Source organism: Burkholderia sp. WTPI3 (assembly GCF_021483755.1).
Taxonomy (GTDB): domain Bacteria; phylum Pseudomonadota; class Gammaproteobacteria; order Burkholderiales; family Burkholderiaceae; genus Burkholderia.
Genome location: NZ_JAGIXF010000021.1, coordinates 58,953 through 81,849, shown reverse-complemented (window position 1 = coordinate 81,849; position 22,897 = coordinate 58,953). Strand labels below are relative to the sequence as shown.

Here is a 22,897-nt window from a genome sequence, read left to right as displayed (position 1 = left end):
GGAGCCGGAAAGCGGCTGCCGCACCGGCTGCGCGCGCCGTATGGACGACGGTTTCGTTCATCGGGCCGCGCTCAGATCTGCTCCATGCCGACCCGCGCGAGCGCGGCCAGGTCGACGACTTCGATCTGGTTGTAGGCGAGCCGCAGCACGCCGAGTTTCTCGAGTTGCTGCAGCGCCTGGTTGATCCGCTGCCGCGACACGCCGACGAGCATGCCCAGTTCCTCCTGCGAGATCGCGAGCGACGGGCCGGTGTCCGGATACAGATCGGGATTGAACAGTTGCGCGAGCGCCTGCGCGACGCGCGCATCGACGTCGAGCAGCCGGCTGTTCTGGATCGATGCGATGAACTCGCCCATCCGGTTGTTCAACTGGTGGATCACGAAGCGTGTGAACGGCAGGCTGCTGTCGAGCAGCGCGTGGAACGTGTCGACCGGCACGAACAGCACGGTCGAGCGCTGGACCGCGACTACTTCGTATTTGCGCAGTTCGCGCTTGATCACGCTGCCTTCGCCGAACCAGCCGCCCGACGGCACGCCGGAGAACGTGCAGCCGCGTCCCGACGCATTGAAGATCGCCAGCTTCAGCAGCCCGCGATGCACGCCGATCCAGTACTCGGACGGCGCGAGTCGCTGCGCGATCACGTCGCCGGCCTCGCGCTGCTCGGCGCGCGACTGTGCGAGCACCAGCGCCTGATGTTCCGGCGCGAGCGCGCGGAACCAAGCGCATTGCCCGAACAGCGTCGACAGCGCCGGCAACGGGCCCGGATCGAACGGCGTGCCGGCCGTGGTGGCCGGGGTGGCGGCCGCGTCGGGCGGCGCAACGAGGTGGTCGTGCATGAGTGCGGGTTTGCGAGGATAGGGATAACGCGCAGCGCTGGAAAGGCACTCTGTCGTTTCGATGACAGACGGCTCACAATAGCGCCCGTTAGGCTGTCGGCAATTGAACCACATCAAGACGAATCGGGGTGCATGCACTCCGGCTGAACACGAGACCGATGCATGCGCCGCGGCGTCGACGCACGCGCCGGTCGACAGAAACGGGAGACAGGATCATGACGCAGATGTTCGAGGCCGGACTCGGCCGCCGCGACGCCAACTACGTGCCGCTCACGCCGATCGACTTCCTGGTCCGCGCGGCCGAAGTCTACGGCGCGCGCCTGGCCATCGTGCACGGCGACGTGCGGCGCACGTGGGGCGAGACCTACACGCGCGCAAAGCAGCTTGCAAGCGCGCTCGCACAGGCCGGCGTTACGCGCGGCGACACGGTTGCGGCGCTGTTGCCCAACATCCCGGCGATGGTCGAGGCGCACTTCGGCGTGCCGATGGCCGGCGCGGTGCTCAACACCATCAACACGCGGCTCGACATTTCGTCGGTGCTGTTCATGCTGCGCCATGGCGAGGCGAAGGTGCTGATCGTCGACACCGAATACGCGGATCTCGCACATCGCGCGGCGCTCGAGGTGCCGGGCCTGAAGATCGTCAGCGTCGCCGACGCGATGCCGGCCGACCCCGCGCGCTTCGCCGGCGCGACCGACTACGAAGCGTTCGTCGCGGGCGGCGACCCCGACTACGCATGGACGTCGCCCGCCGACGAATGGGATGCGATCGCGCTGAACTACACGTCCGGCACGACCGGCGACCCGAAGGGCGTCGTCTATCACCATCGCGGCGCGTATCTCGCGGCGATCAGCAACATCCTCGAATGGGACATGCCGAAGCACGCCGTGTATCTGTGGACGCTGCCGATGTTCCACTGCAACGGCTGGTGCTTCCCGTGGGCCGTCGCGGCGCGCGCGGGCGTGAACGTGTGCCTGCGCAAGTTCGATGCGAAGACGGTATTCGACCTGATCCGCCGCGAACGCATCACGCATTACTGCGGCGCGCCGATCGTGCAGAGCGCGATCGCGAATGCGCCGGCCGAGTACCGCGAAGGTATCGATCACACGGTGCACGCGATGGTCGCCGGTGCGGCGCCCGCACCGGCCGTGATCGCGAAGATGAAGGAGATCGGCTTCGACCTGCTGCACGTGTACGGGCTGACCGAGGTCTACGGCCCGGCGACCGTGTGCGCGAAGCAGGCGCACTGGGACGCGCTGCCCGACGACGAACGCGCGCGGCTCAATGCACGCCAGGGCGTGCGCTATCACCTGGAAGCGGGCGCGACGGTGCTCGACCCGGACACGATGGCGCCGGTGCCCGCCGACGGCGAGACGCTCGGCGAGATCATGTTCCGCGGCAACATCTGCATGAAGGGCTACCTGAAGAACCCGCACGCGACGGATGAAGCCTTCCACGGCGGCTGGTTCCATACGGGCGATCTCGGCGTGCTGACGCCGGACGGTTACATCCGCATCAAGGATCGCCGCAAGGACATCATCATTTCCGGCGGCGAGAACATCTCGAGCATCGAGGTCGAGGATGCGCTGTACCGCCATCCGGCCGTCGAGGTGGCGGCCGTGGTTGCGATGCCCGATCCGAAATGGGGCGAGGTGCCGTGCGCGTTCGTCGAGCTGCGCAACGGGATGAGCGCGACGGAGGAGGAGATCGTCGCGCACTGCAAGCAGCTGCTCGCGGGGTTCAAGGTGCCGAAGGTCGTGCGCTTCGGCGAGCTGCCGAAGACGTCGACCGGCAAGATCCAGAAATTCCAGCTGCGCAACGCGGTCGGATCGGACAAGGCGATCGATCTGGCGGGGGACAAGAAGTAAGCGACCGATGCGCACGCAGACGCGTGACACCGGGACGACCGGCGGCCGACCGCCCAGTGACGGGCGCCGGTCGTCGAGAAGGAGCGCGGTGCGGCCTTGTACTTTGTGATGTCAGGCGTGGGCGAATTCTCGAGGCTCGATGCGTTTCCGGATCTCGCGGCCGTGGTCGCGCTCGGCGATTTTCAGGTCATAGGTGGCTTGCAGGTTCAGCCACGTTTGCGGATCGCCGCCAAAGTAACGGGCAAGGCGCAGCGCCGTATCGGCGGTGATGCCGCGCCGCTCACGGACGATATCGTTGATGCGGCCGGCCGTGACGCCAAGTGCGCCGGCCAACGCGTTCGCGCTCATGTCGAGCGGGATGAGGTAATCCTCACGAAGAATTTCGCCCGGATGGACCGGGCGCATACCGTTTTTGAACCGGGTCATGTCAAGCTCCATTCAGTGACAGTCGGCGATTTCCACATCGGCCGGCCCGTCATTGCCCCATGTAAAGCACACACGCCATTGCCCGTTGATTCGGATACTGTACTGGCCAACACGATCGCCTTTCAGTGCCTCAAACCGGTTGCCCGGCGGTGATTTCATCGCATCCGGCGTCGCCGCGTTGTCGAGTTGCGTAAGACGACGCATTGCGATATCGGCAATGTCCCGTTTCGAAAAGCTGCCGTGCGTCTTTGCATTTGAACGATTGGATCATCGCCATATTTTATGCCGTTTATCGGTAAACGGTAAATCGGTCGCCGGCTGGCAAGACTCGTAAAAATCCATCCGGGCAATGTGCGTCGCGCACCTCAATGCACGACGAGCCACGCGATCACCAGATACCGGCCGACCTTCGCGATCGTGACGATCGCGAGGAAGGTCGGCAGCGGCTCGCGCAGCACGCCGGCAATCATCGTCAGCGGATCGCCGATCACCGGCGCCCAGCTCAGCAGCAGCGACCAGCGGCCATAGCGCCTGTACCAGCCCTCGGCGCGCGCGAGCGCGGCCGGCTTGACCGGAAACCAGCGGCGATCGCGGAAATGCTCGATGCCGCGGCCGAGCACCCAGTTGATCGCCGAGCCGGCGACGTTGCCGACGCTTGCGACCAGCACCAGCGCCCACACGGGCTCGCGCCCGGCGAGCAGCAGGCCGGCGAGCACGGCTTCGGACTGGAGCGGAAACAGGGTCGCGGCGACCATCGACACGGCGAACAGGCCGCCGTAGGTGAGCAATTCGGACATCGCGCGATTGTACCGGCCGCGCATCGGCCGGCGCCGGTCACGCGGCGTCGGCGGTGCCGAACAGCAGGTGCGAGATCACCGACTTGTCGACCGGTTCGTCGTTGAGCGTGCTCGCGAGCAGTTCGCCCGCGAGCTGCTGCGGCGAGAACACCATGTCGGGCTTCAGCAGGCGCAGCCGTTCGAGGTTGCGCTGCTGGTTCACGAGCGCCACCGTGCGCACCGCCGGTGCGATCTCGCGGATCGCGAGGATGATGAATGCGTTCTCTGCATCGTCGGAGCGCAGCGCGAGCACCGCGCGGGCCGTTGCCGCGCCGGCGCCTTCCAGCACCGCGTGGTCGGTGGCGTCCCCGACGATCAGGTCGGTCCCGCCCGCATAGTTGTGCTCGACGCCGGCCGGTACGATGACGGTCACGGCGTAGCCGCGCTTGCGCAGCCCGTCGTGCACCGCATGCGCGACAGGCGTCGCGCCGACGATCAGGAAATGATGCTTGCGGATCACGTTCGAAATGCCTCCCTTGACGATTCGTTTCAGATTGCCGCCGATCACCGGGCCGACGACCGCGCTGATCGACGTCGCGAACACCGTAATGCCGAGTACGATCACCGACGCGGTAAAGAGGCGCGCCGTAGGCGCGTGCGGAACGATGTCGCCGTAGCCGACCGTCGACATCGACACGATCGAGAAGTAGACAGCGGTGGCGAGATCGTGGATCGGCGGCGTGAATTCGTCGCCGAGATAGAGCACGCCGAAGGTCGCGTAGATCAGTAGCGACACGATGCTGAGCAGCGCGAACAGGCTGCTCGCGGCGACGCTCGCGCGGTCGAAGTGCCGCCAGTAATAGATCAGCGCGACGGCGAGCACGGCCGTGTAGACGAACACGGCATGACTGCGATAGCCGCCGACGATGCTGATCGCGGCGGCCGCGACCAGCAGCAGGATCGACAGCACCCATGCGACGCGTGCGCGCAGCACGATGCCGATGGCCATCGTTGCGAGACCGGCCGCGACGACGACCTGCGGCAACACGACGAGGCCCGCGTTGTCGACGAGGCTCAGCGCATCGGCGAGCCACGCATGATGGACACCGAGCTTCGCATGCGCGACGACGGGGCGCAGCACCATCAGTGCATCGAGCGCGAGGAGGAGAGCGAGATACCAGTGCAGGCCGATCGGCGCGAACAGGCGCCGCAGGCGGGTAGCGATGTGCTTCATGCGATCGCCCGGGCGGGCCGGGCATGTCCAAAGAGCCAGGCGCTACCCTAAAGCATTCCGCGACCGGCTGCTTTTTCGAGAGGTGTGGCGGGCGGCGCGGCACCCGCTGGCGCAGCTGCCCGGTCTTCGGCCTCAGTTCCAGCCGACCATGATCGCGCCCATCCCGACCAGCAGCCCGCCCGTCACGCGATTCATCGCGCGCATCCGCGCCGGCCGTTGCAACGCGCGGCTCAGCCGGTGCGAGAACAGTGCCATCGACGCGACGCCGCCGGCGAACAGCACCGCGAAGGTCGTCGCGAGCAGCAGGAACTGCAGGTTCAGGCTCCAGTCGGCGTTCGGGACGATGAACTGCGGAAAGAACGACGGAAAGAACAGCAGCGTCTTCGGATTCAGCCCGGACGTCGCCACGCCGCGCCAGAACAGCGCGCGCCCGGTGTCGGCATCGGATGCGGCAGCACCGGTTTCGGCCGACGCGGCAGGGGCAGGCGCGTTCGCCGGTGCGCGGCCGAGCCATTGCTTGCAGCCGAGCCAGACGAGGTATGCGGCGCCTGCCCAGCGCAGCACGGTCAATGCATGTTCGTTGAGATGGACCAGCGAATTCAGGCACAGCGCGGTCAGCGCGAGTTGCAGCAGCACGGCGAGCGTGCCGCCCCATACGCACGGTAGCGCGCGGCGCCAGCCGGTGCGCAGTGCCTGGTTCATCGTGAGGAGGTTGACGGGGCCGGGGGCGTAGATGAGAACGGCGGATGCAGCGAGGAACGACAGATAAAGCCTGAACGACATGACGGGATAGTACGGGAACAGGGAAGTCGGGCGCCGGCCCGGCAGCCGGATAGGCCGCGCGGGAGGCGGGGAATCGCATGCCTGCAGGTCCGGCGCCGCAACTCGTGATTGCGGCCGGGCGTCCCGGTGCGAAGGGGTTGTCGCGGGGAGCGTGCCGGACAGGAGGCATGGAGAAAATGTATCAAGCCAGCCAGTTAAAAGGCTTCCTGTTTTCCAGTAAAACAGGCCCGAAACAGGAATTCCGTTCAGATAGAATGCCGATTTTAAGTAGAAGATTCTTCCTGTCATGGCTACCCGCGAACGCTCGCCGAAAACCCTCGACAATCAGGACCGCAAGATCCTCGGTGCACTGCAAAAAAATGCACGTCTGTCGAACGCCGAACTGGCCGAACAGATCGGCATGTCGACCACCGCATGCTGGAACCGCACGCGGCAACTCGAACTCGACGGCTACATCGACGGGTACGTCGCGCTCGTCAACCAGAAGATGCTCGGCTACGCCGACATCGTGATCCTCGAAGTCACGCTCGACCGCCACGAGGACGACGCGCTGGCGCGCTTCGGCGCCGAACTCGCGGCCCTGCCCGAGGTGCTCGAGGCGTATCTCGTGTCGGGCGAATACGACTACTGGATCAAGGTCGCGGTGGATGGCACGGCCGGCTACGAACGTTTCCTGCGCGAGAAGCTTTACAGGATTTCGAGTATCCGCCACAGCCGCTCGATGTTCGCGCTGCGGTGCATGAAGGATGTGCCGTCGATTCAGGTCTGACGGGACAGCGTCGGGCCGACGATCCGTCGCGGTAACGATGGATTCGGCTGCGCTGAAAAAAGGCGGTGATCGGGCTGCACGACGCGTGTGCGCGGCCCTGAACCGTAGACGGGCGGGAACATGCCGACGGGGCCGGAAAACGGATGAATCTTCCGCGGCGCCCCGGCCAGGACCATGCGGCCCTGTTTCATGAGATTCGTCCGGCGCTCCGATGCCGGACGCGGCGGCCTTGCGGCGCGCGTCCTGGCACTCGGATCGGACCGGTCATCGTGCCGCCGGCCGGCGGCCAGTTGCCGCGCTTAGTGCGGCAGGCGTGCGTGCGCTTCAGCGATGACTTCGCAGTTTTCCAGGTGGAGCGCCCAAGCTTCTGCGATCAGCTCGCCAACACGTGCGAGCCAGCCAGCGGATTCGGTGGAACGGTTCGAAACATTAGACGTTTGCATGACGAAACCCCAGGTAAGTAGTGGATTAGGGATAACCCTAATCATAAAGAAACTTCCCCGCTTTGTGAAATGCGATTTCGTTATATGAGAATTACTGACATTCTCTGTTGCTGCTGCGCAACACAGAGCGCGCGTATGCGGATCGTCGTGGCGGGCAGGCGCGACGAGGCCGTGGCAAGCACGGCCTCGCATCGAGGAAATGGAACAAGGGAAGTCGGCCGGGGAGGACGAGCGGCGGTGGTGTGGCAGTAGCGGGCGATCAGGCGCCGATCCATCCGAACCGCCACGACAGCCGGCGCGTCGCCGCGAGCAGCGTATGCGCGAGCGCGCTGTCTGGTCCGCGCGGGAAGCCGCGCGACGAGCCGATGATCGCGATCACGAGCCGGATGCTGCCGGTGTGATCGAACACGGGCGCGGCGATCGTGCCGATGCCGGGCACCGGCGCGTCGAACGCAAAATCGAGTTCGTCCGCGCGGATCGCCGCAAGCCGCGCGCGAAACGCGTCGTCGACCTGTGCTGCGCCGCCGGCAAGGCGCACCGGCTCGTCGGCCAGCAACCCGGCCAGCACGTCGTCGGACATGCCGGCCGCGAAGATCCGGCCGATCGCCGTATTGACGAGCGACATCACGGTGCCGACTTGCAGGCTCACGTGCTGTGGCCGCGCCGATTCCTCGAGCCGGATCACGGTCGGCCCGAGCGGCCCGAGCGTCGCGGCCGCCACGCTCATGTCGGTCACCCCGGCGAGCGCGACGATTTCGGCTTCTGCATCGCGTGTCGGCGACACGCGTTGCATCGCGATCAGGCCGAGCGCCTGCGCGAGCGGGCCGCCGCCGAAGCAGCCCGCGTCGTCGCGGCTCAGCAGGCCAATTTTCTGAAGGCTCACCAGATGTGGAAACGCCTTGGCAGCCGGCATCCCGGCCGCCGCCGCGAGGTCGCGCAGCGGCAGCGCGCGGCCTGCGGACACGAGTGCGAGCAGCAGCTCGCCCGTGCTGTCGAGTGCATTGATGCCGCGTTGCGTCTTCGCGTCGTCGCCGAGCGCGGGCGGCACGCGCGGCGTGGCCGGCGCCGCGGCCGGCAGTGCCGGCCGCGCGTCGAGCGACGCCGTGGCCTGCCGCGCGGCGTCGCGCAACGCCGCCGCGATTGGGCCGTCCAGCCGACGTCGATCGACCCGGTCGGACCGATCACGGTCAGCGCGAGTTGCAGGCGCCGTCGGCATCCCAGCACCGGCACGCATCGCGCTGACGCCGGGGCTCGGCCGATCGACGCCGCGCTCGATTCCGCGCGCGCGGATCGCGTCGAGTTCGGCCTGCTGCGCGCGGGCATCGGAAGCCGGCTGCTCGCCTTCCGCGCCGGCGAGCGTGTCGCCCGCGCCGGCCTGGCTGGCCGCCATCGCATCGAGCTGCGCGGGATCGCCGAATGCGCGGAACACGCGGCCCGTGGCGGTCGTGTCCAGCGACATCACCGACCCGACGTGCAGGTTCACGTGCAGCGGATAGCCGCCGTGCTCGATGCGCACGATCGTCGGCCCGAGCACGCCAGGCACCGACAGCGCGACGCTCAGGCCCACCGTTTCCGCGAGCTGCGCCGCGTGCGGCAACGCCGCGCGGTAGGCCGGCTGGCGTTCGATCGACATCAGCCCGAGCCGCAGCGACAGCGGGCCCGGCTCGTAGTTGCCGGTGATCGCGTCGCGTTTGACGAGCGCGAGGCGCGTCAGGCTCACGAGATAGGTGTGCGCCTGCGCGCTCGACAAGTCGGCCGCGCCCGCCAGCTCCGACAGCCCGAGCGGCTTGCGCCGGCGCGCGAACGCGTCGAGCAGCCGGCCACCGACCTCGACGCTCTGGATGCCGCGCTGCGCCTTGGGCGGCGCGTCGTCTGCGCTGACTTCGTGGTTCTGCACGCGATGATTCTTCCGTTGACGAAACCCCGCATGGTATCCGACGCCATTTCCAGCGCCAGCCCACACGTTTACCCGCATTAGACAATAGCAAGTCTATTTGCCATTGACAAATATTTGGCGCGGGACGATGATCCGCTCACTCCCCTCAACACATGGCTCGCAGCCACGGAACGCAACATGGCCAAAGCATTCGCATCCCAAGCCGATCTGGAAGAGAAGAAGGTCACCTGGACGAAGCTGTCCGAGAACGCATACGCGTACACCGCCGAAGGCGACCCGAACTCGGGCGTGATCATCGGCGACGACAGCGTGCTGATCGTCGACACGACCGCGACGCCCGCGATGGCGCAGGACCTGATCGCGAAGATCCGCAGCGTGACGGACAAGCCGATCAAGCACGTGGTGCTGTCGCACTATCACGCGGTGCGTGTACTCGGCGCATCGGCCTATTTCGACGAAGGCGCGCAGCACGTGATCGCGAGCCGCGGCACGTACGAAATGATCGTCGAGCGCGGCGAGGCCGACATGAAGTCGGAGATCGAGCGCTTCCCGCGCCTGTTCGCGGGCGTCGAGACGGTGCCGGGCCTCACGTGGCCGACGCTCGTGTTCGAGCGCGAGATCACGCTGTTCCTCGGCAAGCTCGAAGTGAAGATCATGCACGTCGGCTCGGGCCATACGAAGGGCGACACGATCGTCTGGCTGCCGTCGCAAAAGGTGCTGTTCTCGGGCGACCTCGTCGAATATGACGCGGCCTGTTATTGCGGCGACGCGCAGCTCGAACAATGGCCGACCACGCTCGAGGCGCTGCGCGCGCTCGGCGCCGAGAAGCTCGTGCCGGGCCGCGGCCCCGCGCTGCTGAATCCGGCCGACGTGAACAAGGGCCTCGACTACACGAAGGATTTCGTGACGACGCTGCTCGCGCAGGGCCGCAAGGCGGTGGAGCGCAAGCTCGACCTGAAGGCGTCGATGGCGCTTACGCGCGAAGCGATGGACCCGAAGTTCGGACACGTGTTCATCTACGAACACTGCCTGCCGTTCGATGTGTCGCGCGCGTTCGACGAGGCGAGCGGCATCACGCATCCGCGCATCTGGACCGCGCAGCGCGACAAGGAAATGTGGGACGCGCTGCAGGACTGAGCGGGTCACGGCGGCGGGGCGTCCGGGCGGACGTCCCGCCGTTTTTCTGAAGGCTCGTGAATGGCGGCGGCGTTGTGCCGTGGTCCACGGCGCCGATTTCCGATCTCACAAGAAAGCAGGGCGCATGCACGCCCTCGGAGACTGCTGCGCGCTCGATTCGTGCAGCCCGTTTGGAGAGAGACATGCCCCGATCGCTTCCCGCCGAAGCGACGATCGCGCACCCGAGTGCCGCGGCGTCGACTTCCGCATACGAGACTTCCGCATATGCGTCCGGATCCGAATCCGGCGATGCGCTGCTGTTCCGCAAGATCGCATGGCGGATCGTGCCGTTCCTGTTCCTCTGCTACGTCGTGTCGTTCCTCGACCGCATCAACATCGGCTTCGCGCAGTTGCAGATGAAGCACGACCTCGGCTTCAGCGATGCGATGTACGGCCTCGGCGCCGCCGTGTTCTACGTCGGCTACGTGTTCTGCGAAGTACCGAGCAACATGCTGCTCGCACGCTTCGGCGCGCGCCGCACGTTCACGCGGATCATGCTGCTGTGGGGCCTCGCGTCGACAGGGATGATGTTCGTGTCGCAGCCGTCGCATTTCTACGTGCTGCGCTTCATGCTCGGCGTGTTCGAGGCCGGCTTCTTCCCCGGCATCGTGCTGTACCTGACCTACTGGTTCCCCGCGAACCGGCGCGCGGCGGCGATCTCGGTGTTCTTCGCGGGCGTCGCGGTCGCCGGCGTGCTCGGCGGCCTGATGTCGGGCTGGATCATGCGCGACATGAGCGGCGTGTTCGGCTTGCACGGCTGGCAGTGGATGTTCGCGATCGAAGGCGCGCCGGCCATCGTGCTCGCGTTCTTCGCGTTCACGTATCTGGTCGACCGGCCGCAGGATGCCGCGTGGCTCACGTCCGACGAAAAGGCGCGCGTGGCGGCCCTGTGCACGGAAAGCCGCACGCACGGCGCTGCGCACGACGCGCGCAGCGTGGCGGCCGCGCTCGCGAACCCGCGCGTCTACCTGTTCGCGTTCATCTATTTCGCGCTGACCTGCGCATCGCTGACGCTCAATTTCTGGATGCCGCTGATGATCCGCGACTTCGGCGTGACCGACGTCGTGGCCGTGAGCCTGTACACGGTCGTACCGAACGCGGTCGGCGCGGTGGGCCTGATCCTGATCGCGCGCCACTCGGACCGCACCGGCGAACGCCGCAAGCATTTCGCGTGCTGCACGATCGGCGGCGGGCTCGCGCTCGCTGCATTGACGCTGCATCTGCACAGCTTCGCGGCGATGCTCGCGTGCCTGTCGATCGCGGCGACGCTGATCTTCGCCGCGCTGCCGATCTTCTGGACCGTGCCGACCCGTTACCTGTCGGGCAACGAGGCCGCGGCCGGGATCGCGCTGATCAGCAGCATCGGGATCACGAGCGGCATCGTCAGCCCGTGGGTGATCGGGATGATCCGCACGCGCACCGGCAGCATGGATCTCGCCGTGTACCTGCTCGCCGCACTGCTCGCGCTGAGCGGCGCCGCGTTGATGCTCGGCGTGAAGGGCGATCCCGCGTCGCGCGACTGAACGCGGCCGGTCGCTGCCCGCGGGCGGCGGCGACCGGCGTTCGATTTTCCGGCCCGCATTCGTACCCAGTATTCGCATCCATCGAGGAGACGATCGATGTCAGCCCCTCTTCAGGCGGACGCCGCGCAAGCGGTCGCGTCCGGTTCCCGCGCATCGGACAACGACGCGCTGTATCGCCGCATCGGCATGCGGATCGTGCCGTTCCTGTTCATCTGCTACATCGTGTCGATCCTCGACCGCAGCAACATCGGCTTCGCGCAGTTGCAGATGCGGCAGGATCTCGGCCTGACGGACGCGATGTACAGCCTCGGCGCGGTGCTGTTCTTCGTCGGCTATGTGCTGTTCGAGGTGCCGAGCAACGCGCTGCTGCGCCGTTTCGGCGCGCGCCGGACGTTCGCGCGGATCATGTTCCTGTGGGGCGCGGTGTCGGTCGCGATGATCACCGTCGACAGCGCGAAGCATTTCTACGTGCTGCGCTTCCTGCTCGGGCTGTTCGAAGCCGGCTTCTTCCCGGGTGTCGTGTTCTACCTGACGTACTGGTATCCGGCGCGCCGGCGCGCGTCGGTGCTGTCGATCTTCTATGCGGGCGTCGCGGTGGCCGGGATGATAGGCGGGCTGCTGTCGGGCTGGCTGATGCGCGGGATGTCCGGCGTGCTCGGGCTGCACGGCTGGCAATGGATGTTCGCGATCGAAGGCGCGCCCGCGATCCTGCTCGGCGTGATCGCGTGGTTCTGGCTGTGCGACCGTCCCGAGCACGCGCACTGGCTGTCCGACGACGACCGGCAACGGCTGGCGGCCGACCTTGCCGCCGATCGCGCCGGCGCATCCGCGCATGTGGCGGGGTCGTTGCGGCAGGCGCTGGCCGAGCCGCGCACCTATCTGTTCGCGTTCATCTATTTCTCGCTGACGACCGCGCTGCTGATGCTGCTGTTCTGGATGCCGCTGATGATTCGCGAATTCGGGATTCACGACGTCGTGCGGATCAGCCTGCTGTCGATCGTGCCGAACGCGGTCGGCGCGGCCGGCCTGATCGCGATCGCGCGGCGTTCGGACCGCAAGCGCGAACGGCGCTGGCACTTCGCCGCGTGCGCGTTCGGCGGCGCGGTGGCGCTTGCGTTGCTGACGCTGCATCTGCAGAGCATCGTCGCGATGATGGCGCTGCTGTCGATCGCTGCAATGCTGATCTTCGCCGCGCATCCGGTGTTCTGGGCCGTGCCGTCCGCGTATTTCGCGGGCGCCGGCGCGGCCGGCGGGATCGCACTGATCAGCAGTATCGGCGTGTCGAGCGGGATGATCACGCCGTGGATCGTCGGGGTGATCCGCACGCGAACCGGCGGCATGGATCCGGCAATGCTGATGATCGCGGCGCTGCTGGCCGCATGCGCGGTCGCGATGCTGCTGGGCGTGCGCGCCACGCCGCGCGAGGCGGCGCAATCGTAGCGTTGGAGGCGTGAGCGACGGCGCGCGGTTACGCCTGATAGACCTCGATCCGGTTGCGGCCGTGCTCTTTCGCGGCATACAGCGCCTTGTCGGCACGCGACAGCGACTGGTACGCGCCGAAGTCGGTCATCCGCATCGCGTCGATCCCGATACTGACCGTCAGCGCGACGCGCTGATCCTCGTGCATGAGCCGCGTGTCGGCCGCGCGCTGCTGCACGCGCAGCGCGAGCGCGAACGCCGCGTCGACCCCCGAGCGCGGCAGCACGACCGCGAATTCCTCGCCTCCGATGCGCCCGACGATGCCGTCCGACCCGATCTCCGCGAGCAGCAGCCGCGCGAAATGGCGGAGCGCGCGGTCGCCGAGCGGATGGCCCCAGCGGTCGTTCAGCGCCTTGAAGTGGTCGAGATCGAGCATCAGCACCGCGGCGTCCTGGCCGGTCGCGCGCACGCCGCGCAACGCGGCCTCGCTTTGCCGCATGAACGCGTGGCGGTTCGACAACTGGGTCAGATGATCGGTCGTCGCCATCCGGTGCAGTTCGGCCTCGATGTGCTTGCGCTCCGTCGCGTCCGTGATGAAGCCGTGCCACACCGTGCCGCCGTCGGACGTGCGCTGCGGGCGCGCGTCGCCTTCACGCCAGCGCAGGCCCTGATCCGGCAGCATCACCCGATACTCGAGCCGCCACGGCGTCAGCCGCTCCGCCGACGCTTGCAGCGACTGACGGTACGCGGCCAGATCGGCCGGATGGATCCGGATTTCGACCGCATCCGCGTCGCGGGCGATCTGTTCGGGCGTCAGCTCGTAGATGTCGCGCACGCCGGCGCTCGCATACGAAAAGAAGCGGCGGCCGTCGGTCGCCTGGCGCAACTGGAACACGAGACCCGGCACCTGGTCGGTCAGGCTGGTGACGAGCGTGGCGGAATCGCGCAGCCGGTCGGCGAGCTCGCGCAGCGCGGTGATGTCGGTGGTCGTGCCGACCATGCGCAACGCGCGGCCGTTGTCGTCGCGCGCGATGACCTTGCCGCGGCTGCAGATCCATTTGTACGAGCCGTCCTTGCAGCGGATGCGGTGCTCGACCGCGTAGCTGTCGGTCCGGCTCTCGAAATGCGCGAGCATCGTCGCCTTCACGTCGTCGACGTCGTCCGGGTGCAGTCGCTCGTACGCGTCCTCGATGCGGCTGGTCAGCTCGTGCGGCGCGTAGCCGAGCAGCGCCTTCCATGCCGCCGAGTAATGAATTTCGCCGGTTTCCACGTTGCGATCCCAGACGCCGGTGCCGCTTTCCGTCAGCGCCAGCGTGGTCAGCGCACTGTGTTCCTCGATCGCGCCGAGCCTTTCCCGCAGCGCGGCTTCCGAGATTGCGCGGCCGATCGCACGTTCCGCCAGCGTGGCCAGATCGTCGAGGAGGGTGCGTTGCGCGATGTCGAGCGCGAAGTCGCCGTCGCTCACGACGCACAGCGCGCCGAGGCTCGCACCTTCGGGCGCGATCAGTTCGCAGGCTGCGGCGATGTGCGGTGCGTGACGCGCATGCGCGCTCGCATCGGGCGCGATGAATCGTCTGCCGACAGGCGACGCGTGGGCGACCTGCGGCGGGAACAACCTGGCAGGCAGCGACGCAGGCAGCGTTCCGTCGAACGCGAGCACGCATTGCGCGCCGGCCTCTCCGTGCACGACCAGCGCGCCGGCCGTGCCGGCCTGTGCACGTGCGATCCGGCACAGGGCCTCCAGCTCGGGTAACGGCGCAAACGCGGCCCGGCCATCGGCGGGCACGCGGGAAGAGCCAGGCGTATCGCCCGCCCCGGTGGTGAACATACGGAACCGCATGGTGGAATTTCGCAACGATCAATAGCGCCGATGATCGGACGAATGCCGGGGCGCTGCTCCGGAAACTGCAATCGTAGAGATTACTGTTGCGGGGAGGGCATGGCAAGCGGGTCGGAACGTGCCGGGGACGGGACGAAACGCGGTGACGGTGGCGCATCGCGGCAGCGGCGGCGGCTCGCGGCTCGCATGCCATCGACGCCATTGGAATCGACGGCGCTACGCTGGAAACGGGGCAGTCGCCGGCGAAGGCGAAGGCGAAGGCGAAGGCGAAGGCGAAGGCGATCGAGCGGCTGACGATCGAGCGGAGCCGGCATCCGTTCGACGTGATCGCGAAGGAGGCCGGCTGTTGCGCGACGCGTTCATGCGAGGCTTCGGCGTGCTGCCGCGGGCGATTCGGCGCAGGGACGAGCGCGAGATGGCCTGAAGGGCCCGAACGGGCCGGTCCCGGTTGCGCGGTTGTTCAGCGCGTGACGAACGGCGCCGCGTCGTTCGGCGCCGTGCGCGCATGCTTGCGCTGGCGCAGCAGCGCGACCCGGCAATTCTCGCGCGCGGTTTCACGGCCATCGTCGTCGAGCAGCACCAGATCGCCGCGCATCACATTGAGCGTGATCACGTCTTCGCCGGGCGCGCCGAGCGTTTCCGGCGTGTGAACCGATCCGGCCGGTTCGAGCACCGTCGAGCCGGCCTGCGCGATCCAGTCGTACTCGAGGTAGCGCCACGCCCCCTGCAACGTATGGACGAACACCTCGCCGTCGTGACGATGGCGCGGCAGCCTGCCGCCGGCGGGCATCTTCAGCAGCGCGGTCAGCGTGTCTTCTGCCGCATTGATATGCAGATACTTGATCGCGAGCCCCGGCAGGTCCTCGCTCATCGGCAGCCACGGCAACGCGTCGCCGGGCAGGCACGAAATCGGCGGCAGGTCGGTGGAGAGCGGGGCGGACGGCTGCGTCATGGTGGAAGGCGGTGCGGGAACGGGAAGCCCGCATTATCGCAGAGCCCGATCGGGCCGAAGAGCGGGGCCGGATCGCGTGCAGCGCCGATGAATCAGTCACGCGTCACCCTTGAGGCTATATATACAGTTTAACTGTACAGTTTTCCTGTGGATATGCTATCTTGGGTTCATGAACACACCATCCTTGCCCCCCGACGCGCTGCATCTGGCCGGACTCGCCGGCGAACTCCGCATCTCCGTCAGCAAGCTGATGCGGCGGATGCGCGAGCAGACCCACCCGAACGATCTGACGTCGTCGCAGAAATCGGTCCTGCTGCGTCTCGATCGCGACGGCGCGGCGACCGTTTCCGCGCTTGCGCGCGCCGAAAGCGTGCGGCCGCAGTCGATGCGCATGACGGTGGCGACGCTGGAGTCGATGGGGGCGGTCAGCGGCGCGCCCGATCCGAACGACGGCCGGCAGACGCTGATCGCTCTCACGCCCGCGTTCCGCAAGCGGCTGCAGGCCAACCGCGCAGCCAAGGACGACTGGCTGTTCCGCGCGCTGCATGCGCAGTTGTCGACACGCGAGCAGGCCGAGCTTGCGGCGGCCGTGCAACTGCTGCAGCGGCTTGCGGAATTCCACGACGGCGCGCCCGCGCACTCGATCGACGTGCCTGGCGGGAGGAACGCCGGAACATGAACATCCTGCATCTCGTGTGCTGCTTTTTCGGCGGCGCCTTTCTGGCGAATGCAGTCCCGCATCTCGTCAGCGGTCTGCGCGGCGAGCCGTTCCAGACGCCGTTCGCGAAGCCGCCCGGCCGCGGCCTGTCGTCGTCCACCGTGAACGTCGTGTGGGGCGTCGTCAATCTTGCGATCGGTTATGCGCTGCTTTGCCGGATCGGCCGCCGTTTCGACCTGATGCGTACCGCCGACGCGGCCGCATTCGGCCTCGGCGTGCTCGCGCTCGGCCTGTATCTCGCGCGGCACTTCGGCGCGCTGCACGGCGGCAACGCCCAGGAGCGGCCATGAGCGCGCCGGCCGCGGGCGTGTTCCGCTCGCTGCGCAGCTTCAACTACCGGGTCTGGGCGGCCGGCGCGCTGGTGTCCAACGTCGGCACGTGGATCCAGCGCACCGCGCAGGACTGGCTCGTGCTCACGCAGCTCACGCACCACGACGCGTCGGCGGTCGGCATCGTGATGTCGCTGCAGTTCGGCCCGCAGCTCCTGCTGCTGCCATGGACGGGCTACGCGGCCGACCGCTTCAACCAGCGCCGGCTCCTGATGACGACGCAGGCGCTGATGGGCGGCCTCGCGCTTGCGCTGGGGCTGCTGACGGTCACGGGCGTCGTGCAGCTGTGGCACGTCTATCTGTTCGCGTTCCTGTTCGGCTGCGCGTCGGCGTTCGATGCGCCGGTGCGGCAAACCTTCGTCGTGGAACTGGTCGGCGACCGCGAACTCGCGAACGCCGTCGCGCTCAATTCGACGTCGTTCAACGCGGCGCGGATGATCGGGCCCGCGGCAGCCGGCTTCGTCATCGCGTCGGTCGGCACCGGCTGGGCGTTCCTGATCAACGGTGTCAGTTTCGTCGCGGTGCTCGCGTCGCTGTCGCTGCTGCGCGCGGACCAGCTGCGCGAGAACGCGCGTGCCGGCCATGCGAGGGGGAGCCTGCTCGACGGGTTCCGCTACGTGTGGCAGCGTCCGGACCTGAAAGCGACGCTCGCGATGCTGTTCCTGATCGGCACGTTCGGGCTGAATTTCCCGCTGTTCATCTCGACGATGGCGGCCGGCGTATTTCACGTCGACGCGCGCGGCTTCGGGATCCTGTCGTCGATGATGGCGGTCGGCACGATCTCGGGCGCGCTGCTCGCGGCGCGCCGCGAACAGCCAGTAGCTCGGCGCGATCGCACCGAGCTACTGGCTGTTCGCGGCAGCGCTCGTGCTGACCGGGATCGCCGCGATGACCTTCACCACGTCGACCAATGCGCTGATGCAGCTGTCGACCGAGCCGGCGATGCGCGGACGCGTGATGGCGCTGCGCCTCGCGGTCGCGTTCGGCGGCACGCCGATCGGCGCACCGGTCGCGGGCTGGGTCGCGAACCATCTGGGTCCGCGCTGGGCGCTCGGCGTCGGCGCGGCGTCCGGGTTCTCGGCGGGGCTCGTCGCCGTCTATTTCCTGATGCGGATGGGGCGACGCGCGCAGGCCGGCGGCGGCGCCTGAGCGGGCCGGCAGCCCGGCACCGGTTACGCGTTGCCGTCGCGGCCGGCCTGCTGCGCCGCCGCATGCGCGGCCTCGAGGCACGACTGGAACAGCAGCGCCGCCCGTGACGGCCGCGGCGAGCGCCGCAGCAGGCTCACGAACCGGCACCGGTAGTTGAACCGGTGCGGCGCGATCGCCTGCATCAACCCCTTGTTTTCGAAGCTTTCCGCGTAATGGTCGGGCAGGAAGCCCAGGTAGCGGCCGGACAGGATCAGCGTCGCGATCGATTCCTGGTCCGATGCCGTCGCGCTGCGCGTGAGCTTCGCGCGGTGGCTCAGTTCCATGTTCGGCGAGTGGAAGCCGAGTCCGGCGAACGCATGGTTGCGGATCGTCGTCCACGTGAGCTTGCCGTGCGGCGCGTCGTACAGCGGATGCTGGCGGCCGCAGTACAGCAGCATCCGCTCGTCGAACAATTCCGAATACACGAGGCTGCCCGAGCTGCGGTGCGCGGGAATGATCCCGACCTGATAGCTGCCGTCGATGATCCCGCGCTCGACTTCGTTGATCGACGCGACATGCAGGTTCAGGGCGACGTCGGGCGCTTCGTCGGCGAACTGGCGGATCGCGTCGCCGAGCCGCGCATTCGCGTTGGTGGCCGTCTTGTCGAATACGGCGATGTGGAGTTCTCCGCCCATCTTGTCGTGAATGCCGTCGATCCGGCTGCGAAATGCTTCCATCGACGCGAGCAGCCGCAACGTCTCCTCGTACACGGTCTGGCCTTCGGCCGTCAGCGTGAAGCCCGCGCGGCCGCGCCGGCACAGCACGAGGCCGAGGCGCGTTTCGAGATCCTTCACGTGCCGGCTGATCGTCGAGATGCCGATATTCAGCTCGAGTTCGGCCGCCGCCATCCCGCCGCACTGCACGACGCCCTTGAAGACCCGCAGCAGCCGCAGGTCCATGTCGCTGAGCTGCCCGAGCAGCGCGCGACTCTTCGGTTTCTTTGCTTGCATGATTGCGCAAGTGAACATTGATATTGCGATATTCAAAAGACTAATTGGCGTCCCGACAATGCGCAACATCAACACAAGGAGGAGGGGCGCGCCGCGCCGACCGACATGACCGACACGACCATCGCCAACCAGCACGAAGAGACGAATCTCCGCACCGACGCCGCCTGGCTCGACGCCCACTGGATGCCGTTCACGGCGAACCGCCAGTTCAAGTCGGACCCGCGCATGATCGTGTCGGCCAAGGACGCGTATTACACGGACGGCGAAGGCCGCAAGATCTTCGACGGCCTGTCGGGCCTGTGGTGCACGGGCCTCGGTCACGGCCGCACCGAAATCACGGAAGCCGTGAGCCGCCAGGTCGCGCAGCTCGACTACGCGCCTGCATTCCAGTTCGGCCATCCGAAGTCGTTCGAGCTGGCGAACAAGATCAAGGGCCTGACGCCGGCCGGCCTCGACTACGTGTTCTTCACGGGTTCGGGCTCGGAAGCGGCCGACACGTCGCTGAAGATGGCCCGTGCGTACTGGCGCGCGAAGGGCAAGGGCACGAAAACGCGCCTGATCGGCCGCGAGAAGGGCTATCACGGCGTGAACTTCGGCGGCATCTCGGTCGGCGGGATCGGCGCGAACCGCAAGCTGTTCGGCCAGGGGCTCGACGCCGATTTCCTGCCGCACACGCAACTCGCCGAGAACAGGTTCTCGCGCGGGATGCCCGAGAACGGCGCCGATCTGGCCGATCGCCTGCTCGACCTGATCACGCTGCACGACGCATCGAACATCGCGGCCGTGATCGTCGAGCCGTTCTCCGGCTCGGCGGGCGTGGTCATTCCGCCGAAGGGCTATCTGAAGCGCCTGCGCGATATCTGTACCGCGCACGACATCCTGCTGATTTTCGACGAAGTCATCACGGGTTTCGGCCGTGCCGGCGCGATGACGGGCGCCGACGCGTTCGGCGTGGTGCCGGACATCATGAACTTCGCGAAGCAGGTGACGAATGGCGTGCAGCCGCTCGGCGGCGTGATCGCGACGAAGGAAATCTACGACACGTTCATGGCCGCGGGCGGCCCCGAGTACATGCTCGAGTTTCCGCACGGCTACACGTACTCGGCGCACCCGGTTGCGTGTGCGGCCGGCGTCGCGGCGCTCGACCTGCTCGTGAAGGAAGACGCGGTGAACCGCGTGCGCGATCTCGCGCCGCATTTCGAGGCGGCCGTGCACGGACTGAAGGGCCAGCGCCATATCGCGGACATCCGCAACTACGGGCTGGCCGCCGGCCTGACGATCGCGGCGCTACCGGGCGAGCCGGCACGGCGCCCGTACGAAATCGCGATGCGCTGCTGGGCGAAAGGCTTCTACGTGCGCTACGGCGGCGACACGATCCAGCTCGCGCCGCCGTTCATCGCCGAGAAGCGTGAGATCGACAATCTCGTGAACGCGCTGTCCGACGCGCTGAACGAAGTGGACTGAGCCGCGGCCCGCCCCCAAGCGATAACCGAATTCACGAAAGAGCCAGAAACATGAAACACGACAGCAATGTGACTTCCACCGTCGGCCACCTGATCGACGGCAAGCGCGTCGACGGCGGCAGCCGCGTCCAGCCGGTGTTCGACCCGGCCACCGGCGAATCGGACAAGAGCGTCGCGCTCGCCGACAAGCTGACCGTCGAAGCCGCGATCGCGTCCGCGCAGGCCGCGTTCCCCGCGTGGCGCAACACGCCGCCGCTGAAGCGCGCACGCGTGATGAGCCGCTTCAAGACGCTGCTCGAGGAGAATGCGGAAGAGCTGTGCGCGCTGATCACCGCCGAGCACGGCAAGGTGCTCGCCGACGCGATGGGCGAACTGCAGCGCGGGATCGAGAACGTCGAATACGCGACCTACGTGCCCGAGCTGCTGAAGGGCGAGCACAGCAAGAACGTCGGCCCTGCGATCGATTCATGGAGCGAGTTCCAGGCGCTCGGCGTCGTCTCCGGCATCACGCCGTTCAACTTCCCGGTAATGGTGCCGCTGTGGATGTGGCCGATGGCCGTCGCGTGCGGCAACACGTTCGTGCTGAAGCCGTCCGAGCGCACGCCGTCGTCGACGCTGCGCATGGCCGAGCTCGCGCTCGAAGCCGGCTTGCCGCCGGGCGTGCTGAACGTCGTGAACGGCGACAAGGAAGCCGTCGACACGATCCTGACCGACCCGCGCGTGAAGGCGGTGAGCTTCGTCGGCTCGACGCCGATCGCCGAATACATCTATTCGACCGGCTGCGCGCACGGCAAGCGCGTGCAGGCGCTCGGCGGCGCGAAGAACTTCGCGGTCGTGATGCCCGACGCCGACATCGGCAACGCAGTAAACGCGCTGATGGGCGCTGCGTACGGTTCGTGCGGCGAGCGTTGCATGGCGATCCCGCTGGTCGTGGCGATCGGCGACGAAACGGGCGACAACGTCGTCGCCGGGCTGAAGGCCGAGATCGAGAAGATGAAGGTCGGTCCGGGCAACGGCGCGGGCGTCGACATGGGGCCGCTCGTCACGCAGCAGCATTTCGAGAAGGTGACGGGCTTCGTCGAGGCGGGCGTGGAAGCGGGCGCGACGCTCGTCGTCGACGGCCGCAGCGTGAAGGTCGACGGCCACGACGGCGGCTACTACCTCGGCCCGTGCCTGTTCGACAACGTGAAGCCCGGCATGCCGATCTATCAGCACGAGATCTTCGGGCCGGTGCTGGGCGTGATCCGCCTGAAGTCGCTCGACGAGGCGATGGCGCTGATCGACGCGCACGAATACGGCAACGGCACGTGCCTGTTCACGCGCGACGGCGAAGCGGCGCGCTACTTCAGCGACAACATCCAGATCGGCATGGTCGGCATCAACGTGCCGCTGCCGGTGCCGGTCGCGTATCACTCGTTCGGCGGCTGGAAGCGCTCGCTGTTCGGCGATCTGCACGCGTACGGGCCGGACGCGGTGCGTTTCTACACGAAGCGCAAGACGATCACGCAGCGCTGGCCGTCGGCCGGCGTGCGCGAAGGCACGGTGTTCAGCTTCCCGTCGAACCGCTGATATTGCCGGCGCGCGCCGCGGCTGCGCGCGTCGTCCGCCAGCGTGAGGACGCACCGGCCCGCCCCGGTCTTCGATCGGGGCGGGCCTTTTTACGTGTGCGGCGGTTACGCCGTTGCGGAAGGCGGGGAAAGAACGCTTACGGCGCGACTACGTGCCACATGTTCTTGAAGTTGTCGCCGTTGCGGTCGCCCTGTTTCATGTCCTTCGAGAAGAAGTACAGCGGCTTGCCCTTGTATGCCCATTGCGGGCTGCCGTCTTCGCGCTTGACGATCGAGTAGGGCCCGACCGGAACGTCGGTCGCGCTGGCCTTGTATGGCGGCCAGAAGGTTTCGCACTGGCCCGAACATGCGCTGGTGCCGGCGTTGGGCTTGTCCTTGTCGAACGAATAGACGGTCATTCCGTTCGCGGCGACGAGTGCGCCGTCTTCGACCTTGGTGATCGAGCCTTGAGCCGAAGCCGAAACGGATGCGAGGGCGAGCAGGGCGGAACTGAAGAGCAGCGCGGCTTTCATGGGTACCTCCTGGTAGTCCGGTGGGCGGCGCCGTCGCGGGCATGGCCGGGCGTGCCCGCGACGGTGGGGAATGGTGCCGGAACGCTGCGCCGTGGCCGCCGGTGCGAGCGACCTGGCGTCGAATGGCGGCAAAGCGGGCGCGCTTCTTTCACCATAGGCGGTTTTTGGCGCGGCTGCGAGAAGAACCGGGGGCGTATCCGCGCCGCGTATGTCTGACGCAACGACGC

19 protein-coding genes and 3 pseudogenes are annotated in these 22,897 nt (G+C 67.3%); 11 read left to right on the top strand and 11 right to left on the bottom strand.

Annotated features, from left to right (window positions below):
• Positions 1-71 precede the first annotated feature (71 nt).
• Positions 72-836 (bottom strand): Crp/Fnr family transcriptional regulator, encoded by a 765-nt coding sequence (locus tag J7024_RS14330; protein ID WP_175750566.1) that lies wholly within the window; start codon positions 834-836, stop codon positions 72-74.
• Positions 837-1,051: 215 nt separating this feature from the next.
• Between J7024_RS14330 and J7024_RS14325 the strand changes: the two genes are divergently transcribed.
• Positions 1,052-2,704, top strand: coding sequence for an acyl-CoA synthetase (locus tag J7024_RS14325; RefSeq protein ID WP_124826083.1), 1,653 nt, complete (start codon positions 1,052-1,054; stop codon positions 2,702-2,704).
• Between the two features lie 111 nt (positions 2,705-2,815).
• Here the strand turns inward: J7024_RS14325 and J7024_RS14320 are convergent, their stop codons facing one another.
• The 5 genes from J7024_RS14320 to J7024_RS14300 all read right to left on the bottom strand — a co-directional run bounded on the left by J7024_RS14320 (position 2,816) and on the right by J7024_RS14300 (position 5,923).
• Complete coding sequence (locus J7024_RS14320; protein WP_124826082.1) at positions 2,816-3,130, bottom strand: HigA family addiction module antitoxin; 315 nt, start codon at positions 3,128-3,130, stop codon at positions 2,816-2,818.
• 12 nt (positions 3,131-3,142) lie between these two features.
• Entirely contained in the window at positions 3,143-3,334 is a 192-nt protein-coding gene (locus J7024_RS14315) for a type II toxin-antitoxin system RelE/ParE family toxin (protein ID WP_175750567.1), read from the bottom strand.
• 161 nt (positions 3,335-3,495) lie between these two features.
• A complete protein-coding gene (locus tag J7024_RS14310; protein ID WP_096499311.1) occupies positions 3,496-3,927 on the bottom strand; it encodes a YqaA family protein in 432 nt (143 codons plus the stop codon).
• A 37-nt stretch (positions 3,928-3,964) separates the two neighbouring features.
• The gene (kch, locus tag J7024_RS14305; protein WP_124826081.1) at positions 3,965-5,140 is read right to left on the bottom strand and encodes a voltage-gated potassium channel protein; all 1,176 of its coding nucleotides are present in this window, start codon (positions 5,138-5,140) and stop codon (positions 3,965-3,967) included.
• A 132-nt stretch (positions 5,141-5,272) separates the two neighbouring features.
• The gene (locus J7024_RS14300) at positions 5,273-5,923 is read right to left on the bottom strand and encodes a LysE family translocator (RefSeq protein WP_175750568.1); all 651 of its coding nucleotides are present in this window, start codon (positions 5,921-5,923) and stop codon (positions 5,273-5,275) included.
• 286 nt (positions 5,924-6,209) lie between these two features.
• Between J7024_RS14300 and J7024_RS14295 the strand changes: the two genes are divergently transcribed.
• On the top strand, positions 6,210-6,692 hold the full coding sequence (locus J7024_RS14295) for an Lrp/AsnC family transcriptional regulator (RefSeq protein WP_096498814.1): 483 nt from the start codon (positions 6,210-6,212) through the stop codon (positions 6,690-6,692).
• A 702-nt stretch (positions 6,693-7,394) separates the two neighbouring features.
• Here the strand turns inward: J7024_RS14295 and J7024_RS14290 are convergent.
• A pseudogene (locus tag J7024_RS14290) lies at positions 7,395-9,032 on the bottom strand (IclR family transcriptional regulator).
• Positions 9,033-9,209: 177 nt separating this feature from the next.
• Between J7024_RS14290 and J7024_RS14285 the strand changes: the two are divergent.
• From J7024_RS14285 to J7024_RS14275, 3 genes are all read left to right on the top strand, one after another.
• Positions 9,210-10,169, top strand: coding sequence for an MBL fold metallo-hydrolase (locus J7024_RS14285; RefSeq protein ID WP_124826077.1), 960 nt, complete (start codon positions 9,210-9,212; stop codon positions 10,167-10,169).
• Between the two features lie 182 nt (positions 10,170-10,351).
• Positions 10,352-11,731 carry an MFS transporter gene (locus tag J7024_RS14280; protein WP_124826076.1) on the top strand — a complete coding sequence of 460 codons (1,380 nt, stop codon included), beginning with the start codon at positions 10,352-10,354 and terminating at the stop codon, positions 11,729-11,731.
• A gap of 96 nt (positions 11,732-11,827) precedes the next feature.
• A complete protein-coding gene (locus tag J7024_RS14275; protein WP_124826075.1) occupies positions 11,828-13,171 on the top strand; it encodes an MFS transporter in 1,344 nt (447 codons plus the stop codon).
• Positions 13,172-13,199: 28 nt separating this feature from the next.
• Here the strand turns inward: J7024_RS14275 and J7024_RS14270 are convergent, their stop codons facing one another.
• Complete coding sequence (locus tag J7024_RS14270; RefSeq protein WP_175760338.1) at positions 13,200-14,978, bottom strand: sensor domain-containing diguanylate cyclase; 1,779 nt, start codon at positions 14,976-14,978, stop codon at positions 13,200-13,202.
• A gap of 230 nt (positions 14,979-15,208) precedes the next feature.
• Here J7024_RS14270 and J7024_RS14265 point away from each other — a divergent pair.
• A pseudogene (locus tag J7024_RS14265) lies at positions 15,209-15,414 on the top strand (GlxA family transcriptional regulator); the annotation flags it as partial.
• A 36-nt stretch (positions 15,415-15,450) separates the two neighbouring features.
• Here J7024_RS14265 and J7024_RS14260 read toward each other — a convergent pair.
• A complete protein-coding gene (locus J7024_RS14260) occupies positions 15,451-15,942 on the bottom strand; it encodes a 2,4'-dihydroxyacetophenone dioxygenase family protein (protein ID WP_124826073.1) in 492 nt (163 codons plus the stop codon).
• A 169-nt stretch (positions 15,943-16,111) separates the two neighbouring features.
• Between J7024_RS14260 and J7024_RS14255 the strand changes: the two genes are divergently transcribed.
• The 3 genes and pseudogenes from J7024_RS14255 to J7024_RS14245 all read left to right on the top strand — a co-directional run bounded on the left by J7024_RS14255 (position 16,112) and on the right by J7024_RS14245 (position 18,138).
• Positions 16,112-16,621 carry a MarR family winged helix-turn-helix transcriptional regulator gene (locus J7024_RS14255; protein ID WP_124826072.1) on the top strand — a complete coding sequence of 170 codons (510 nt, stop codon included), beginning with the start codon at positions 16,112-16,114 and terminating at the stop codon, positions 16,619-16,621.
• Positions 16,618-16,950 (top strand): hypothetical protein, encoded by a 333-nt coding sequence (locus tag J7024_RS14250; RefSeq protein WP_124826071.1) that lies wholly within the window; start codon positions 16,618-16,620, stop codon positions 16,948-16,950. The genes J7024_RS14255 and J7024_RS14250 overlap by 4 nt, the downstream gene beginning before the upstream one ends.
• Positions 16,947-18,138 (top strand): annotated as a pseudogene (locus J7024_RS14245) (MFS transporter). Before J7024_RS14250 ends, J7024_RS14245 begins: the two are co-directional and overlap by 4 nt.
• Before the next feature lie 23 nt (positions 18,139-18,161).
• Here the strand turns inward: J7024_RS14245 and J7024_RS14240 are convergent.
• The gene (locus J7024_RS14240; RefSeq protein WP_175750570.1) at positions 18,162-19,127 is read right to left on the bottom strand and encodes a LysR family transcriptional regulator; all 966 of its coding nucleotides are present in this window, start codon (positions 19,125-19,127) and stop codon (positions 18,162-18,164) included.
• 105 nt (positions 19,128-19,232) lie between these two features.
• On the opposite strand from J7024_RS14240, the gene J7024_RS14235 reads away from it, so the two are divergent.
• The gene (locus tag J7024_RS14235; protein ID WP_124826068.1) at positions 19,233-20,591 is read left to right on the top strand and encodes an aspartate aminotransferase family protein; all 1,359 of its coding nucleotides are present in this window, start codon (positions 19,233-19,235) and stop codon (positions 20,589-20,591) included.
• Between the two features lie 50 nt (positions 20,592-20,641).
• Complete coding sequence (locus tag J7024_RS14230) at positions 20,642-22,159, top strand: CoA-acylating methylmalonate-semialdehyde dehydrogenase (protein WP_124826067.1); 1,518 nt, start codon at positions 20,642-20,644, stop codon at positions 22,157-22,159.
• 136 nt (positions 22,160-22,295) lie between these two features.
• Here J7024_RS14230 and J7024_RS14225 read toward each other — a convergent pair whose 3' ends face one another.
• Positions 22,296-22,670 carry a COG4315 family predicted lipoprotein gene (locus tag J7024_RS14225; RefSeq protein WP_124826066.1) on the bottom strand — a complete coding sequence of 125 codons (375 nt, stop codon included), beginning with the start codon at positions 22,668-22,670 and terminating at the stop codon, positions 22,296-22,298.
• Between the last annotated feature and the right edge of the window lie 227 nt (positions 22,671-22,897).

Excerpts from the sequence above, each read along its gene's own strand:
- J7024_RS14330 (WP_175750566.1), bottom strand. The coding sequence starts at position 836 with ATGCACGACCACCTCGTTGCGCCGCCCGACGCGGCCGCCACCCCGGCC.
- J7024_RS14325 (WP_124826083.1), top strand. The coding sequence starts at position 1,052 with ATGACGCAGATGTTCGAGGCCGGACTCGGCCGCCGCGACGCCAACTAC.
- J7024_RS14320 (WP_124826082.1), bottom strand. The coding sequence starts at position 3,130 with ATGACCCGGTTCAAAAACGGTATGCGCCCGGTCCATCCGGGCGAAATT.
- J7024_RS14315 (WP_175750567.1), bottom strand. The coding sequence starts at position 3,334 with ATGCGTCGTCTTACGCAACTCGACAACGCGGCGACGCCGGATGCGATG.
- J7024_RS14310 (WP_096499311.1), bottom strand. The coding sequence starts at position 3,927 with ATGTCCGAATTGCTCACCTACGGCGGCCTGTTCGCCGTGTCGATGGTC.
- kch (WP_124826081.1), bottom strand. The coding sequence starts at position 5,140 with ATGAAGCACATCGCTACCCGCCTGCGGCGCCTGTTCGCGCCGATCGGC.
- J7024_RS14300 (WP_175750568.1), bottom strand. The coding sequence starts at position 5,923 with ATGTCGTTCAGGCTTTATCTGTCGTTCCTCGCTGCATCCGCCGTTCTC.
- J7024_RS14295 (WP_096498814.1), top strand. The coding sequence starts at position 6,210 with ATGGCTACCCGCGAACGCTCGCCGAAAACCCTCGACAATCAGGACCGC.
- J7024_RS14285 (WP_124826077.1), top strand. The coding sequence starts at position 9,210 with ATGGCCAAAGCATTCGCATCCCAAGCCGATCTGGAAGAGAAGAAGGTC.
- J7024_RS14280 (WP_124826076.1), top strand. The coding sequence starts at position 10,352 with ATGCCCCGATCGCTTCCCGCCGAAGCGACGATCGCGCACCCGAGTGCC.
- J7024_RS14275 (WP_124826075.1), top strand. The coding sequence starts at position 11,828 with ATGTCAGCCCCTCTTCAGGCGGACGCCGCGCAAGCGGTCGCGTCCGGT.
- J7024_RS14270 (WP_175760338.1), bottom strand. The coding sequence starts at position 14,978 with ATGTTCACCACCGGGGCGGGCGATACGCCTGGCTCTTCCCGCGTGCCC.
- J7024_RS14260 (WP_124826073.1), bottom strand. The coding sequence starts at position 15,942 with ATGACGCAGCCGTCCGCCCCGCTCTCCACCGACCTGCCGCCGATTTCG.
- J7024_RS14255 (WP_124826072.1), top strand. The coding sequence starts at position 16,112 with ATGAACACACCATCCTTGCCCCCCGACGCGCTGCATCTGGCCGGACTC.
- J7024_RS14250 (WP_124826071.1), top strand. The coding sequence starts at position 16,618 with ATGAACATCCTGCATCTCGTGTGCTGCTTTTTCGGCGGCGCCTTTCTG.
- J7024_RS14240 (WP_175750570.1), bottom strand. The coding sequence starts at position 19,127 with ATGCAAGCAAAGAAACCGAAGAGTCGCGCGCTGCTCGGGCAGCTCAGC.
- J7024_RS14235 (WP_124826068.1), top strand. The coding sequence starts at position 19,233 with ATGACCGACACGACCATCGCCAACCAGCACGAAGAGACGAATCTCCGC.
- J7024_RS14230 (WP_124826067.1), top strand. The coding sequence starts at position 20,642 with ATGAAACACGACAGCAATGTGACTTCCACCGTCGGCCACCTGATCGAC.
- J7024_RS14225 (WP_124826066.1), bottom strand. The coding sequence starts at position 22,670 with ATGAAAGCCGCGCTGCTCTTCAGTTCCGCCCTGCTCGCCCTCGCATCC.